This window comes from Streptomyces sp. NBC_00887 (genome assembly GCF_045207585.1).
Genome location: NZ_CP108788.1, coordinates 503,047 through 516,523, shown reverse-complemented (window position 1 = coordinate 516,523; position 13,477 = coordinate 503,047). Strand labels below are relative to the sequence as shown.

The 13,477-nt window shown below is 69.3% G+C and carries 16 protein-coding genes and 1 pseudogene; 9 read left to right on the top strand and 8 right to left on the bottom strand.

The window, feature by feature from the left end; all coding sequences use genetic code 11:
• Positions 1-79 precede the first annotated feature (79 nt).
• Complete coding sequence (locus OG844_RS02480; RefSeq protein ID WP_406387800.1) at positions 80-1,087, top strand: alpha/beta fold hydrolase; 1,008 nt, start codon at positions 80-82, stop codon at positions 1,085-1,087.
• A gap of 39 nt (positions 1,088-1,126) precedes the next feature.
• Here OG844_RS02480 and OG844_RS02475 read toward each other — a convergent pair whose 3' ends face one another.
• Positions 1,127-1,492 (bottom strand): iron chaperone, encoded by a 366-nt coding sequence (locus tag OG844_RS02475; protein ID WP_406387799.1) that lies wholly within the window; start codon positions 1,490-1,492, stop codon positions 1,127-1,129.
• 114 nt (positions 1,493-1,606) lie between these two features.
• On the opposite strand from OG844_RS02475, the gene OG844_RS02470 reads away from it, so the two are divergent.
• Entirely contained in the window at positions 1,607-2,116 is a 510-nt protein-coding gene (locus OG844_RS02470; RefSeq protein WP_406387797.1) for a mycothiol transferase, read from the top strand.
• Here the strand turns inward: OG844_RS02470 and OG844_RS02465 are convergent.
• A complete protein-coding gene (locus OG844_RS02465) occupies positions 2,077-2,928 on the bottom strand; it encodes a helix-turn-helix domain-containing protein (RefSeq protein WP_406387796.1) in 852 nt (283 codons plus the stop codon). The two genes, OG844_RS02470 and OG844_RS02465, sit on opposite strands and share 40 nt — an antisense overlap.
• Before the next feature lie 87 nt (positions 2,929-3,015).
• Between OG844_RS02465 and OG844_RS02460 the strand changes: the two genes are divergently transcribed.
• Positions 3,016-3,447, top strand: a complete 432-nt coding sequence (locus OG844_RS02460; RefSeq protein WP_406387795.1) for a DUF2000 family protein — start codon at positions 3,016-3,018, stop codon at positions 3,445-3,447.
• Positions 3,448-3,583: 136 nt separating this feature from the next.
• Positions 3,584-3,871, top strand: coding sequence for a hypothetical protein (locus OG844_RS02455; RefSeq protein ID WP_406387793.1), 288 nt, complete (start codon positions 3,584-3,586; stop codon positions 3,869-3,871).
• A gap of 10 nt (positions 3,872-3,881) precedes the next feature.
• Here OG844_RS02455 and OG844_RS02450 read toward each other — a convergent pair whose 3' ends face one another.
• Together OG844_RS02450 and OG844_RS02445 are read right to left on the bottom strand one after the other, a co-directional pair.
• Positions 3,882-4,307, bottom strand: a complete 426-nt coding sequence (locus OG844_RS02450) for a protein-tyrosine phosphatase family protein (RefSeq protein ID WP_406395972.1) — start codon at positions 4,305-4,307, stop codon at positions 3,882-3,884.
• A 253-nt stretch (positions 4,308-4,560) separates the two neighbouring features.
• On the bottom strand, positions 4,561-4,809 hold the full coding sequence (locus OG844_RS02445; protein WP_406387792.1) for a DUF6296 family protein: 249 nt from the start codon (positions 4,807-4,809) through the stop codon (positions 4,561-4,563).
• Positions 4,810-5,083: 274 nt separating this feature from the next.
• Between OG844_RS02445 and OG844_RS02440 the strand changes: the two genes are divergently transcribed.
• On the top strand, positions 5,084-5,338 hold the full coding sequence (locus OG844_RS02440; protein WP_406387791.1) for a DUF5133 domain-containing protein: 255 nt from the start codon (positions 5,084-5,086) through the stop codon (positions 5,336-5,338).
• Positions 5,339-5,439: 101 nt separating this feature from the next.
• Here OG844_RS02440 and OG844_RS02435 read toward each other — a convergent pair whose 3' ends face one another.
• The gene (locus OG844_RS02435; RefSeq protein WP_406387790.1) at positions 5,440-7,053 is read right to left on the bottom strand and encodes an MFS transporter; all 1,614 of its coding nucleotides are present in this window, start codon (positions 7,051-7,053) and stop codon (positions 5,440-5,442) included.
• Positions 7,054-7,238: 185 nt separating this feature from the next.
• On the opposite strand from OG844_RS02435, the gene OG844_RS02430 reads away from it, so the two are divergent.
• Positions 7,239-8,063 (top strand): PepSY domain-containing protein, encoded by an 825-nt coding sequence (locus OG844_RS02430; protein WP_406387788.1) that lies wholly within the window; start codon positions 7,239-7,241, stop codon positions 8,061-8,063.
• Positions 8,064-8,113: 50 nt separating this feature from the next.
• Here OG844_RS02430 and OG844_RS02425 read toward each other — a convergent pair whose 3' ends face one another.
• The 3 genes from OG844_RS02425 to OG844_RS02415 form a co-directional block, all read right to left on the bottom strand.
• Positions 8,114-8,608: a GNAT family N-acetyltransferase gene (locus OG844_RS02425; RefSeq protein WP_406387786.1), complete on the bottom strand. Its 495-nt coding sequence runs from the start codon at positions 8,606-8,608 to the stop codon at positions 8,114-8,116.
• Positions 8,609-8,636: 28 nt separating this feature from the next.
• Positions 8,637-9,266, bottom strand: coding sequence for a dihydrofolate reductase family protein (locus OG844_RS02420; RefSeq protein ID WP_406387785.1), 630 nt, complete (start codon positions 9,264-9,266; stop codon positions 8,637-8,639).
• An 82-nt stretch (positions 9,267-9,348) separates the two neighbouring features.
• The gene (locus OG844_RS02415) at positions 9,349-10,314 is read right to left on the bottom strand and encodes a LysR substrate-binding domain-containing protein (RefSeq protein ID WP_406387783.1); all 966 of its coding nucleotides are present in this window, start codon (positions 10,312-10,314) and stop codon (positions 9,349-9,351) included.
• Positions 10,315-10,460: 146 nt separating this feature from the next.
• Between OG844_RS02415 and OG844_RS02410 the strand changes: the two are divergent.
• From OG844_RS02410 to OG844_RS02400, 3 genes and pseudogenes are all read left to right on the top strand, one after another.
• Positions 10,461-10,787 (top strand): annotated as a pseudogene (locus tag OG844_RS02410) (aldo/keto reductase); the annotation flags it as partial.
• Positions 10,788-10,885: 98 nt separating this feature from the next.
• Positions 10,886-12,031: a hypothetical protein gene (locus OG844_RS02405; RefSeq protein WP_406387781.1), complete on the top strand. Its 1,146-nt coding sequence runs from the start codon at positions 10,886-10,888 to the stop codon at positions 12,029-12,031.
• A 159-nt stretch (positions 12,032-12,190) separates the two neighbouring features.
• A complete protein-coding gene (locus tag OG844_RS02400; RefSeq protein WP_406387779.1) occupies positions 12,191-13,411 on the top strand; it encodes a saccharopine dehydrogenase family protein in 1,221 nt (406 codons plus the stop codon).
• Positions 13,412-13,477: the final 66 nt, after the last annotated feature.

Below are 13,477 nucleotides of genomic sequence, written 5' to 3'. Positions count from 1 at the left end.
AGCAAGATCTCTTGCCCGACGTGCGTGCTGCGCCGAATGATCGTGACGCAGGACGACACCGGGATCCACAGGAGGACACATGCCGCAGCCCGCCCGCTCGCCCGAGCCCTCCAGGTCCGTTCCCGGGGCGGTCCATCGACTGGTGGACGTCCCCGGAGGCCGGATCCATCTGATCGAACAGGGCAACGGACCACTCGTCCTCCTGGTCCACGGCTTCCCGGAGACCGCGTACTCATGGCGCCACCAACTGCCGGCCATCGCCGCGGCGGGCTACCGCGCGGTCGCCATCGACGTACGCGGCCACGGGCGCTCGTCGGCCCCCGCGCCCGTGGACGCCTACCGGATGACGGCCCACGTCGGCGACAACGTCGGAGTCGTACACGCTCTGGGCGAGAGGACGGCAACGGTCATCGGCCACGACTGGGGCTCGCCCATCGCAGCGAACAGCGCACTGCTGCGCCCCGACGTGTGCACCGCGGCGGGGCTGCTCAGCGTCCCCTACGCCCCACGGGGCGGAGTGCGGCCCACCGAGGGTTTCGCCCGCATCGGTGGCGACGACGAGTTCTACGTCAGCTACTTCCAGGAGCCCGGCCGTGCCGAGGCGGAGATCGAGCCCGACGTACGGGGGTGGCTCGCCGGGTTCTACGCCGCACTCTCCGCGGACACCATGCCGCCGCCCGGCAGGGACAGCGTCTTCTTCGTGCCCCCGGGCGCACAACTGCGCGACCGCTTCCCGGCCGATCAGCTCCCGTCGTGGCTCACCGAGGCCGACCTCGACGTGTACAGCGGCGAATTCGAGAGGACCGGACTGACCGGGGCACTCAACCGCTACCGGAACGTCGACCGCGACTGGGAGGACCTTGCGGCCTGGGACGGAGCACGGCTCACCCAGCCCTCGCTCTTCATCGGTGGAGCCCTCGACGCCTCCACCACGTGGATGGCCGAGGCCATCGCGGAATACCCCACCACACTCCCCGGCCTGGTCTCCTCGCACATCCTGGACGGGTGCGGACACTGGATCCAGCAGGAACGCGCCACCGAGGTCAGCAACCGGCTGACGCAGTGGCTGGACACCGTCCACGCCTGACGGACGCCGGACCGGCCCGCCCGGCGGCTGCGGGACGCTTCAGCAGACCGGTCCGGGCGCCGCCGCAGTGGCCGTGAGCAGATCCCGTACGAGGTCGAAGTCGATGCGCTCCGGCTTACGGAAGCGAAGGCATCCCTTGCCCATGTCCTGACCCGCCAGCCGGGCTTCGAACGCCTCGCGGACATCGCCGCGCAGCAGGTAGAAGGAGATGTACTGCTTCTGGCTCGCGAAGGAGATCTCGAGGGTCCCGCTCCGTTCGTAGCCCGGCATGCCGTACGCCATCACTTCGGTGAACCCCGTGAGTTCGTCCCGGCACAGCTCGCGCAGCCGGGTCAGGGCCGCCCGGCGCTCCGGCTGGAGCTCGGCCAGGTACTGATCCACATCCACCGCGTCGCTCTGTGCCATACGGACATGCTAGATCCGTTCCGGCTCACCCCGCGGAGCAGGCGAGGCCGTCCCACTGGCTCCGGCCGCGTGTCGAAGTCCGGGCCCCGCAGACACACCGGCCATGGTGGTCATATGAACAGTGCAGGCATTCTCGCCGATGCGTTCGAGCGCATCCATGACACGGTGCACGCCGCGGTCGAAGGTCTCCCTCCCGACGACCTCAACGCCCGGCTGGACGAGGACGCGAATTCGATCGCCTGGCTCGTGTGGCACCTCACGCGCATCCAGGACGACCACGTCGCCGACGCCGCAGGGACCGAGCAGGTCTGGTTCTCCGAGGACTGGGCCTCCCGCTTCGAACTGCCCTTCGCCAAGGGGTCGACCGGGTACGGTCACAGCAGCGCGCAGGTGGCTTCCGTACAGGTGGCTTCGGCGGATCTGCTCCTCGGCTACTACGACGCCGTGCACGAGCAGACCCTGGCCTTCGTCCGCAGTCTCGACGACCGGGCCCTGGACCGCGTGGTGGACGAGTCCTGGTCGCCGCCGGTGACCCTCGGCGTGCGGCTGGTCAGCGTCGTCGCGGACGATCTGCAGCACGCAGGTCAGGCGGCGTTCGTGCGCGGCTCGCTGGAGCGCGGGTAGGGCCTTTCGTCAACTGCGGCCGCGGTGCGCGCGTAGCGCCCCGGACTGGTGCCGACGACGCGCTTGAAGTGCCGGGAGAAGTGGGACTGATCGTAGAAGCCCACCGACGTGGCCACGTCGGGCGAACGCATCCCTCCGAGCAGCAGGCGCCGGGCCAGGTCCACGCGGCGCCCTGTCAGGTACTGGTGCGGGGCCATGGCGAACTCCTTGCTGAACGCCCTCACCAGATGGGTGTGGTGGGCGTGCAGCAGCTCCGCCGCTTCCCGCAGCGTCACGCCCTCCACGAAGCGCGCATCGAGCAGATCGCGAAGCTCGTGCGCGACCCGGCGGTCGTGCGGTGACGGAGGAGCGCCGAGCTGTCCGCGCAGGTGCTGGGCCAGGCGTTCGGAGACGAGCGCGAGGCGGCTCTGCGCCTCCAGTTCGTCGCCGGGCCGTTCGAGCGTGAGGTGCAGCTGGTGGATGCGGCGCCGCAGCGACGGATCGTGCAGCACGGGGCGGTCCACGGCCCGGCCGATGAGGCCGGCTTCGATCTGCGCGGTGTTGAGGTAGAGGACGCGCTTGCGGAATCCTGCGGGGGTCGCGGCGCCACCGTTGTGCGGGATGTGCGGAGGCAGCAGCGTCACCACCGAGCTCCGTGCCCCGTGCTCGTGGCGCTCCAGGTCGTAGCGGACCATGCCTTCGTCGACGATGAGCAGCGTCCACGCGTCGTGTGTGTGCATGGGGTAGGCGTGATCGGCGAAGCGGGCGTGGAAGACCTCGTCGATTCCCTCGACGCGCGGACGCCAAGCGGTGATGTCCGGAGGGGCAGCCATGGGGAGAGCGTACAAGCCCGGTCCGGCCCGCAGGCCGTGCAAAGTTCGTACAAGACGGCACCGGCCGGGCTCGGCAGGCTTCTCGGCATGACCGATGACAGCACCCCCGTACGCTTCGACACCAAGATCGCCGTCCTGCTCCGTGACGACCTGCAGACCTGGCAGTGCCTCAACGTCACGGCGTTCCTCGTCAGTGGCCTGGGTACGCGGGTGCCGGAAGTGATCGGCGAACCGTACGCCGACGCCGACGGCACCGAGTACCTGCCCATGTTCCGGCAGCCCGTCCTCGTCTTCGCCGGTTCGAAGGAGTTGATGACGGCGGCGCACACCCGGGCGGTCGGACGGGGCGTGACGATGGCCGTGTTCACGTCCGACCTCTTCGCGTCCGGCCACGACGAGGCCAATCGGGCCGCCGTCCGGGCCGTGAAGCGGGATGCGATGGACCTCGTGGGACTGGCCGTCCACGGGCCGCGCAACGCGGTGGACAAGATCCTCAAGGGTGCCTCGATGCACTCCTGAACGGCCCCGCGTCCGGTGCATCTCACGGTCACCGAACGGATACGCACTGGCACACCTGTGCGACTGGCGGTCTGCGGTGTCATACTCGAAATCAGTCCGCTAGACAGGCTTGTCACTGTCCGAAAGGCGACGCGTCATGAACTGGGCATCGTGGACTACCTGCGGTGTCTTCGCGGGATCCGGCGGAGTTCGCACCGAAGAGGTAGGCGTCGTGAGCGGTGATCTGACCGTACACACGACATGGTCCGACGGGCAGGCAGAGGTGGCCGTGCAGTTCAGCGGTGCCTCGGACTGGTTCACGCTGGTCGGCAGTCCTGTGCCGTGTCCCTCCGAAGAAGCCAGCCGTTATTTCCATCAGCAGATCGTCGAGGCGGTACGCGCCGGGGACGGAGCGACGGTTCCGGTCTCGCGCGCCGTGGAGTGATCCGCGCCGCTCACCGCTCCCCGAAGCGTCGTACGAACCGCCGCTGCCAGGGAGTCTCCACAGCCCCCGGGTGATAGTGCCGGCGGACGAAGGCGACAGCCTCGTCCGTCGGTACTCCGTCGAGGACCGCCAGACAGGCAAGCGCGGTCCCGGTCCGTCCACGGCCACCTCCGCAGGCAACTTCGACCCGTTCCGCGACCGCGCGCTGCCACGCTTCGGCGAGCACGCTCCGGGCTTCCTCCCGGTCCGTGGGAAGCCGGAAATCGGGCCAGCGCAGCCACCGCGACTCCCAGGCCTCCGGAGGCGGTTGCTTTCCGAGCAGATGCACCGCGAAGGTCGGCTCGAGACCCTCGGGAAGCGGGCGCCGCAGCGCGCGGCCGCGGACCAGCCGCCCCGAGGGGAGGGCGATCACGCCCGCACCTTCCGGATCCCACATCTCCGTCACGATCAGGCCTTCGCGTCGAGGTCCTTCGCCGGCAGGGCGGCCGGTTCGTCGATGATCCTGTACCACCGCACGGGCGGCGGACAGCCCCAGCGTATCGCCGTGCCGGACCGCCGGACCGCCGGAGCGAGCACCGCGGCGGCGAGAGCCGACGGAGCTGCTCCGTCCGCGGTCAGGTAAGCCCGCGCGGGAGGCGTCTCCCGCGCCGACGTCGCCGCGGACGGAAGGGAGCGGGGGAGGAGTGTGCTCAGCCGGTGCGACCGGCCCCATGAGTCAGGGGCCGCGCGAGCAGAGGCACTCCGAGAACCTGATGTCCGCCACTCGCCACCATGCGGACCTCGCCCCGCTCGCTGATCTCGGCACGCACGATTCCCGTCTCGTCCTCGTAGACCGGGTAACCGCCCGCCCCCGACCGGGCCGTGAGGTGGACGACGACCACATCATCCGTGGCACCGGCCGCCTGGAATATCAGCTCGTAACTCTCCGGGTAATCCATGAGTGCCTCCCGACCGGGCACCGGCAGAGGCCGGGCGCCTGTCACCTCCATTATTTCCCACCCGCGCGCCCGGCGCTCCAGGAACCGGCAGCGAATGACCCTCCGTGATTCCGGATGCGGATTCGGTGAGCGGGGGTGACCATCATCTGCAAGGGATCGGATGCGTGCTGACACTTCGCACGGCCGCCCGCATCGCCAGGCGTACCGCCGGCGCGATCGGATTTCGTCGGCGCGGGGCCATGTGCTCCCGGCCGCCCTGTGGAGAGGAACTGCCGTGCTGATGGCCAATCCCGCAACGCTGCGGAATCTCGTCAAGCGCTACGAGACACTGCGACGCGCCCACGCACGGCTGGGGACTTCCGAGAGCAGCCGCCATCTCGAGGACATCACCTACACCCTCTGCGTCACCACCGGAACCCGGACCGTGAAGGACGCGCTGACCGCTGCGGAGGCCCAGTTGCGTGCCGTCCCGTCCGCGGCATCCGTACTCTCGGCGGCGGAACCGTCCGAGGTACAGCTGACCGCCTGACGCCTGTACAGAGTCCGCACGGATGACGCCGGTTACGGTGAACCGGCGTCATCCGCTGCGTTCTGCCGTGTTCCGCGCCGTGTTCGGCGGTGCGGAGACCTTCACGCGCCCTGGTCGGCGGGCTTCTCGGACCCGGTCACGACCCGCGTGCCCGGGTGGCAGAGCGCACACACGAACGCAACGGCCAGGGCGCCGGCCATGCAGGAGAACACCCACTGATTGGCCTGTGCGAAGTCCATGCGGATGGCGCCCATGGAGTCCCGCATCACCTCGGCGACCTTCCCCTCGCCGGACGGCTGGCGCGCGTCGCCGTTGCCCGTGACGGCCTCGGCGACGCTGTGGGCGGCGTCCTGTGCAGCCGCGTCCGACAGTCCCGCGGAGCGCAGCGTCGTATGCACGCGGTTGGTGGTGACATGGGTGAGGACCGTGCCGAACACGGCCAGGCCGACGCTCGCCGCGAAGTTCCGGACCGTCTGCGTGATCCCGGTGACCTCGCCGTACGAGGCGCCGATCGCCCGGTTCACCGCGTCGGTCGAAGCGGGTGACAGCAGAAGGCCGATGCCCGCGCCGGCCATGGCCGCGTACGGCCACTGGTCGTGCATCGACAGCGTGGTCAGTTTCCCGGCCCAGAGGGCGAAACCGACGGCACCCAGCGCCGTGCCGAGTTTCAGCGCCGGCCGGGCACCGCGGCGGTCGAGGATGCGCCCGCCCCACTGCGACGCGATGCCGAAGCCGATGAAGAAATACAGAAGGTAGAGAGCCGCCTGATTGGGTGACGCGCTGAGGGAGACCTGTGCGTAGACGGAGGCGAAGAAGAACACCGGGACGAAGGCCAGCATGGAGAAGAACAGCACCGCGGCATCCACGGCGAACGCACGGTCACGGAAGACCTGGAGCCTGACGAGCGGGTACCGCGTACGCAGCTCCAGTCGGCAGAACAGCGCGAGCACCAGCAGGCCGCCGACGATGCACGCCCACGTCGCGGCGCTGCTCCAGCCCCAGCCGGCCGCCTGCTGGAAGCCGAGCACCGTCAGGCCCATACCGGCTGCCATCAGGACGGCCCCCGGTACATCGAGGGGTTCGCGACGCGACCGGTTCGGGATGCGGGCCAGGAGCGTCAGCACGATGGCGATCACAGCGACCGGCACGTTGATCCAGAAGATCGAACGCCAGGTCCAGGAGGTGAGCCAGCAGCCAAGGATCGGGCCGACGGCCGTGAGGGCCCCGGAGAGGCCGAAGAACAGGGCCAGAGCCCGGCCGCGCCGTTCCACCGGGAACACCGCGATGACGACGGCGAGAGCGGCGGGGAACATCAGCGCCGCCCCGAAGCCCTGTGTGGCGCGGAAGACGATGAGCCATGTCTGGGCGAGGTCCCCGGAGGGCACCGCTCCGCACAGTGCGGAGGAGATCACGAAGACGAGTGTGCCCGCCAGCATGACCCGGCGGTGCCCGAGGACATCCGCGAGCCTTCCGCCGAGGGCGAAGAACGCGGCCAGGGACAGCAGGTAGGCGTTGACTACCCATTGCATCCCGGAGGCCGACAGCCCGAGTTCATGGACGATGTCGGGGGCCGCGATGGAGACGACTGTCTGGTCGATGAACGTCATCGAGACGGCGAAGAGCATCGCAGTCAGGGTCAGCGCCTGGTTGGGCGGCGGGCTCCCCGGCACTGCGGGATCCGGATCGGTCGCGTTCCCCGGGCGAGGTGTGGTCATACGCGGAATTCTGCTTGCGAAGGATCATCGGCGCATTCCGCGCGGCCCGCAGGACGGTGTCGGCGACGGTCACCGGACGGGGAGCCCACCACGACCACGGCGAATGGGCGGAGGCGCACAGGCGATCGGGTGACAGCCGACTGTCGGACAACATGACTGATCGCCGGGGCGGCTAGTCATGCGGTATGAGATTTGAGCCCCGACCTAACAAGACCGTTTCCACGCGTACCCGCCGGCTCCGTGGCGTCGGCGCGCTGTGCGCCGTCCTTGCATCCGCCGCCATGGTGACGGGATGCGGCCAGGACAACGGTGACGAAACAGCCGCGGCGACCTCAGAGGCTGCCAAGGTCATTCCTCAGCAGACGACCACCCCGTACGAGAGCCCCTCCGGTACGGCTGCGCAGCTGACCGAGGACCAGACCGAGCGCAAGGAACTTCTCTCGACCGTCAAGGTCACCTACGACAAGGCCGCCACGACGGCCGTGGGTGAGGTTTCCGGCGGCAAGCTCACCGACCTCGACCTCGAGGGTCTGGACGACGACGAAGAGAGCGCCAGCCCCAGTGCGAGCGCGAGCCCCAGCCCCGACGGCAGCCCGAGCCCCAGCCCGACAGGCAGCCCGAGCCCGACAGGCAGCCCGAGCCCGAGCGGCAGTTCCACGGGCCCGAAGTGGATCGCGGAAGTCGTCGAGGCGGACGGAACCGCGCACACGGTGAGTATCGACGCGGTGTCCGGAGACGTGATCGACTCCGTCACCGAGGCCGAGCAGAGCGACGCCGAGAAGCAGGAACTGGCCGACTGGGTCAGCAAGGCTCAGCAGACCTGGAAGCAGGCGGCCAAGGTCGCCACGGACAAGCAGAAGGGCACGGTCACCTCGCTCAACCTGGATGAGAACGACAGCCAGACGCTCGTCTGGCAGGTCGATGTAGTCACCGAGGACTGGAAGAAGACCGCCTTCGACGTGGACGCCGCGACGGGCAAGATCACCGACGAGGAAGTCGACAACGACTGATCACGACACAGCCCGACCCGCATCGGTGGCGGTCCGCCACCGATGCGTTCTCAGAGAGGGCGGTCGATCGGAAGCCGCGTGAAACTCAGCCCGGGGCGTCCGTCCAGGGTGAGTTCACCGACGCGGACGAATCCGTTGCGGGCCAGCACGGCCTGCGACCCGGCGTTGTCCAGTGTCGTCTCCGCCCGAAGAACACTCAGGCCGTACTCGGCGAAAGCCAGCGCGCACACCTGCCGGACGGCGGACGTGGCCAGGCCCTGGCCGGCTGCCCGCTCGGCGATCCGGTACCCGAGTTCGGCCGAACCGTCCGCGACACCGACGAGATTGACACGGCCGAGGACGGCGCCCTCGCTGTCGGCGATGATGTGGAAGTGGTGCAGCCCCGCAGCCTGTTCGTCGAGCAGCTCGCGGTGACGTGTGTCGAACCCGGCGAAGTAGCCGTCGCCGCGGTCCGGGATCGAGGCAGCGAAGTACGTGCGGTTCTCCAGCTCGAAGGCGAGCAGCGCCGGCGCGTGATCGGGACGAAGACGCTCAAGAACAGTCATGCGAGAACGTTATCGGGCGTCGTCCCGCTCACTGTTCCGGGGTTCGGGGCAGCACACGATAGGTCACGTGCGTGACGGAGTTGGCCGCTCGCGACTCCACCTGCTCAAGATTCAGCGACGGCACCCCGTCGAACAGTCGAGTGCCGGCGCCGAGCGTGAACGGCACGATGTGCAGCCGCAGTTCATCGATCAAGCCTGCGGCGAGGTACTGGTTGACGGTGGTCGCGCCCCCGTGGATCGACACGTCGCGGTCCCCGGCCGCCTCGCGGGCCTGCCGCAGTGCGGATGCGATGCCGTCGGTGACGAAGTGGAACGTGGTGCCGCCCTCCATCGGCTGCGGGTCGCGCGGATGGTGGGTCAGCACGAAGACCGGCGTGTGGTAAGGCGGATTGTCGCCCCACCACCCCTTCCATTGTCGATCCCACGCGCCGCGTACGGGGCCGAACATGTTGCGCCCCATGACGAAGGCGCCGTACGCCGTCAGCCGTTCCAGCTCGGCCTGCCGCTGCTCCGGGGTTTCGAACATCCAGGAGTGCAGCCTGCCGCCCCAGCCATCGCCGGCGTCGTCGCCGAACGGGCGTTCCTCGCGCTGGTTGAGCCCGGCCGAGTACCCGTCGACGGAGATCGAGAGTTCGCAGGTCACCTTGCCTGTGGTCACTGTTCTGTCCTCCTGGTGACGGCCTTCTGTCGCCTTCGTGGTGAGCTGCACCACTGGGGTAGACCGCTCCGGGCCTGCGAACTCATCGTCCGGCCGCACCGCCGTCACCCGCGCCGCCCGGCTGCTGACGCTGTGCTGTGTGCTGCCCCTGTGCCGCGTGCTGTCCGGCCAGAACCGTCTCGCGGAACGAAGTGACGACGGGCCGGAGGTCGACCCGGTGCCACGCGGCCCACAGGCCGACGGAGCGTTCGTACCAGAGGAGTTCTCGCACCACGACTCCGTCGGTACTGCCGCGGACCATGCTCTTCTGTACGAGCGCGAGGCCCAGGCTCGACGCGACCAGGCCGAGTGCGGTGAGCGGCTCGGCAGCGTCGAGGCGGATGTCCGGAGTGAAGCCGGAGGCGACGCACGAGGCGAGGAACGAGTCACGCCAGGCCGCGTCCTGGGCCTTGCCCACCGCGATCCAGGGCTGCCCGGTCAGGTCGTCGGGCGTCAACTCGGCCTTTTCCGCCAGCAGATGATCCGCAGGAAGCGCGAGAAGCAGGGGATCCTGAAGCAGCGCGGCGGCGCTCAGGTCCGGGTCGTCCTCCGGCGGGGGAGTGCGTACCAGCGCGATGTCGAGGCTGCGCTGCCGCAGTCCCTCGAACTGCTCGGCGGACTCCTGGTCGTACAGGGCGACGTGAATGCCGGGGCGTTCCTCGCGCAGAGCCCGAAGAGCGGCGGGCAGGATGCCCGTGTGCATGGCGTCGGCGACGTACCCGATGCACAGCCCGCCCTCCTCGCCCCGGCCGAGCCGCCGGCCGAGGTTCTCCAGCCGGTCCGCATGACGCAGCAGGGCGCGGGCCTCGGTCAGGAAGACACGGCCGTCGGAGGTGAGACGGATCCGCTGCTGGCTGCGCTCGAAGAGGGTCAGGCCCAGGTTCTTCTCCAGCTGCGCGATCTGGCGGCTGAGCGGTGACGGGGAGATGTGCAGCCGTTCGGCGGCGCGACCGACGTGCTCCTCCTCGGCGACGGCGACGAAGTAGTGAAGAAGTCGCAGGTCAAGCATGTGGGACCTCGGAGGACTCAAGTGAGTCGAGGTAAGTCTTGGGCAGTCTCATGTCTAGGATTCTAACCTCGAGAGCACAAGACGGATGCATGCCGCATTCGCTTGCGAAACAGTATTTGTCACCCTAGGTATCGCAAGGAACCTCCATGACGATCAAGACCCTCCTGCCCGGCCTGCTCGGTTTCGGTACCGCGCCGCTCGGCAACATGTTCCGGGCCATCCCCGAGGAAGAGGCGGCAGCCACCGTCGAGGCCACCTGGGACCAGGGCATCCGCTACTTCGACACCGCGCCCTTCTACGGTGCGGGTCTGTCCGAGATCCGCCTCGGCGGCGTACTGGCCCGTCATCCGCGCGACGAGTACGTCCTGAGCACGAAGGTCGGCCGCGTCGTCCTCGACGAGACGGAGGACCCTGCCGCACGCGACCTCGGCGAGAAGGGGGGCCTGTTCGAGCACGGCCGCCCCAACAAGATCTCGTTCTCGGGCGGGCGTTCCGGACACCGCCTCGATCCACCATCTCGTACAGATGTACGAGATGGTGACCTCGGTGCTGTCCGCGCGTTGTACAAGTCGTGCCCAAGTCCTCTTCCAGCTCGCCCCACGTCTCGGCCGCGCCGGTGGTGGCGACCACTCCGAAGCCCTTCCTGCTGACAGCTGTGCAGGGAGAGGCCGCCCGCCGGCTCCTGACCTACGTGGGGTCGCTGCCGCTTGCCGGCAGTGACGCGCAGCTCCTCGCGGTGGTCGTCGCGATCCGCGCCGCCCGGGGCGGGGTCGGGAACATCACCGGCCAGGATCTGAAGTCCCTGCGTCTGGACGACGCGGAGAGCGCCGTCACCGCCCTGGGCACTCTGGGATGGCAGGTGCGGGGCGATCTGTTCGGAGGCAGCCCGGACACACCCGTGGCCGTCGCCGTGCCCGACCTTGCCGACACCTCGGACCGGCGGCTGGTCTTCGGCAAGGAGAAGAGGTCCCGGGTGTCCGGGTGGACCACCCGCACCCTTGCCGCCAAGCCGGCCAGGAAGACGTCGTGCAACGCGCGCCTGGCCGCACTGTTCCTGGCAGCCCACGCCCGGGCCGAACGCCATGCGACCCTGCCGGCCGACCTCCCCGGTCCGTGCCGGGCGGCCCTGCCCGAACTGCTCTCCAAGGGTTTTCTGCTGGAACTGGAGGGAAACCGGTACCTGCTGGCCGACGCCGTACGGCACCTCTCGGGCATGCACGCGCTGCCCGACCCGCCGCGCCCTCGCGACACGACCGCCGAGGAACCACTGAGCTGGGACGCGTGGAAGGCACAGGCGAGCGCGGCACTGCGTCGGCACGCCGAGGCCGTCGAGCACTGTCCGCTCTGCCACATGGCCACCGTGAGAGTGGCGGAAGCGTTCATGCGCAGGGCCGTTCCCGCCCAGATCCCGGCGAGTGCGCACACGACCTACGGCGTGTGGAAGGACTCCCAGCCCGACTGCGGTCCCCGCGCCGCGGAGTTCGCCGCCGCCTTCCGCGCGGAACACGGGCACGGTCCGTCCGTGAAACAGCTGTGCGTGGGACTGGGATGGAAGAAGCAGTCACGTGATCTGCGGATCCTCATCGTCAGGCGACTGATCGCCGACGAGTGGCTGACGAACACCGAGCCCGTGCCGTGGACCCTGCGCCCGGGCAAGGCCGCCCAGACCTCCCGGGCCGCCCCGGCGCCGGTTCCCACCGGGGCGCGCCCGGCATAGCGCGGCGCCGAACCGCCGGGCCCGACACGGATACCGCCGGACGCGGGACATGATCCGAACGGTGCCCGCCGCCGGGCCGCACGGCTGTTAGCGTCCTCGCCCACGGGACCGGCACGGGCGCCCCCATTGCCGGCAGCGCGGCGAAGGAGTGGTGCACCCATGCGTGTCCTCTTGGTCGGAGCGGGAGGCGTGGGCACGGCGATCACCAGGATCGCGGCCCGCCGGCCCTTCTTCGAACACATGACGGTCGCCGACTACGACCTTGAGCGCGCGGAGAAGGCCGTCGCGGCCCTGGGGGAGAGCGGGCACCGGTTCAACGCCGTCCGGCTGGACGCCTCGGACCCCGCAGCGGTGCGCGCCGCTCTCGGTGAGAACCGCTGCGGTGTGCTTCTCAACGCCACCGACCCCCGATTCGTGCTGCCTCTGTTCGAGGCAGCGCTGGCACACGGCGCGAACTACCTCGACATGGCGATGTCCCTTTCCCGGCCGCACCCTGACCGTCCGTACGAGAAGTGTGGCGTCAAGCTCGGGGACGCCCAGTTCGAACGGGCTGCGGAGTGGGAGGGAGCGGGCCGTCTCGCGCTCGTGGGCATGGGCGTGGAGCCCGGCCTCTCCGATGTGTTCGCCCGGTACGCCTCCGACGAACTCTTCGACGAGATCGAGGAGATCGGCATCCGTGACGGAGCCGATCTGGTCGTGGAGGGCTACGACTTCGCCCCCTCCTTCAGTATCTGGACGACCATCGAGGAGTGCCTGAACCCGCCGGTCGTGTACGAGGAAGGGCGCGGCTGGTTCACGACAGCTCCCTTCAGCGAACCGGAGCTCTTCGACTTCCCGGAAGGCATCGGGCCGGTCGAGTGCGTCAACGTCGAGCACGAGGAGGTGCTTCTCGTACCGCGCCATGTGAAGGCCGGGCGGGTCACGTTCAAGTACGGGCTGGGCGACGAGTTCATCGGGGTGCTCCGCGCGCTCCACAAACTGGGTCTCGACCGTACGGAGCCCGTCCGCGTGAACAGCGACAAGGGCGAGGTCCAGGTGTCGCCCCGTGATGTCGTGGCCGCCTGCCTTCCGGACCCGGCCGGGCTCGGCGAGCGGATGCACGGGAAGACGTGTGCGGGCACCTGGGTGAAGGGCACCAAGGACGGACGGCCCAGAGAGGTCTTCCTCTACCACGTCGTCGACAACCAGTGGTCCATGCGGGAGTACGGCTCCCAGGCCGTGGTCTGGCAGACCGCCATCAATCCCGTCGCCGCCCTCGAACTCATCGCGTGCGGCACCTGGCACGGAAGCGGTGTGCTCGGCCCGGAGGCCCTGCCTCCCCGGCCCTTCCTCGATCTGTTGACGGAGTACGGCGCACCGTGGCACATGCGCGAACAGTGACAGCTGCGACCGCTGTGCCCCGTACGGCGGTGTCCTGCCCCTGCCTGGGAGGCGCGCCCGAAGACC

Bases quoted from the DNA above. Each gene is read 5' to 3' on its own strand.
- OG844_RS02480 (WP_406387800.1), top strand. From the start codon at position 80: ATGCCGCAGCCCGCCCGCTCGCCCGAGCCCTCCAGGTCCGTTCCCGGG.
- OG844_RS02475 (WP_406387799.1), bottom strand. From the start codon at position 1,492: ATGGCACAGAGCGACGCGGTGGATGTGGATCAGTACCTGGCCGAGCTC.
- OG844_RS02470 (WP_406387797.1), top strand. From the start codon at position 1,607: ATGAACAGTGCAGGCATTCTCGCCGATGCGTTCGAGCGCATCCATGAC.
- OG844_RS02465 (WP_406387796.1), bottom strand. From the start codon at position 2,928: ATGGCTGCCCCTCCGGACATCACCGCTTGGCGTCCGCGCGTCGAGGGA.
- OG844_RS02460 (WP_406387795.1), top strand. From the start codon at position 3,016: ATGACCGATGACAGCACCCCCGTACGCTTCGACACCAAGATCGCCGTC.
- OG844_RS02455 (WP_406387793.1), top strand. From the start codon at position 3,584: ATGAACTGGGCATCGTGGACTACCTGCGGTGTCTTCGCGGGATCCGGC.
- OG844_RS02450 (WP_406395972.1), bottom strand. From the start codon at position 4,307: ATGTGGGATCCGGAAGGTGCGGGCGTGATCGCCCTCCCCTCGGGGCGG.
- OG844_RS02445 (WP_406387792.1), bottom strand. From the start codon at position 4,809: ATGGATTACCCGGAGAGTTACGAGCTGATATTCCAGGCGGCCGGTGCC.
- OG844_RS02435 (WP_406387790.1), bottom strand. From the start codon at position 7,053: ATGACCACACCTCGCCCGGGGAACGCGACCGATCCGGATCCCGCAGTG.
- OG844_RS02430 (WP_406387788.1), top strand. From the start codon at position 7,239: ATGAGATTTGAGCCCCGACCTAACAAGACCGTTTCCACGCGTACCCGC.
- OG844_RS02425 (WP_406387786.1), bottom strand. From the start codon at position 8,608: ATGACTGTTCTTGAGCGTCTTCGTCCCGATCACGCGCCGGCGCTGCTC.
- OG844_RS02415 (WP_406387783.1), bottom strand. From the start codon at position 10,314: ATGCTTGACCTGCGACTTCTTCACTACTTCGTCGCCGTCGCCGAGGAG.
- OG844_RS02400 (WP_406387779.1), top strand. From the start codon at position 12,191: ATGCGTGTCCTCTTGGTCGGAGCGGGAGGCGTGGGCACGGCGATCACC.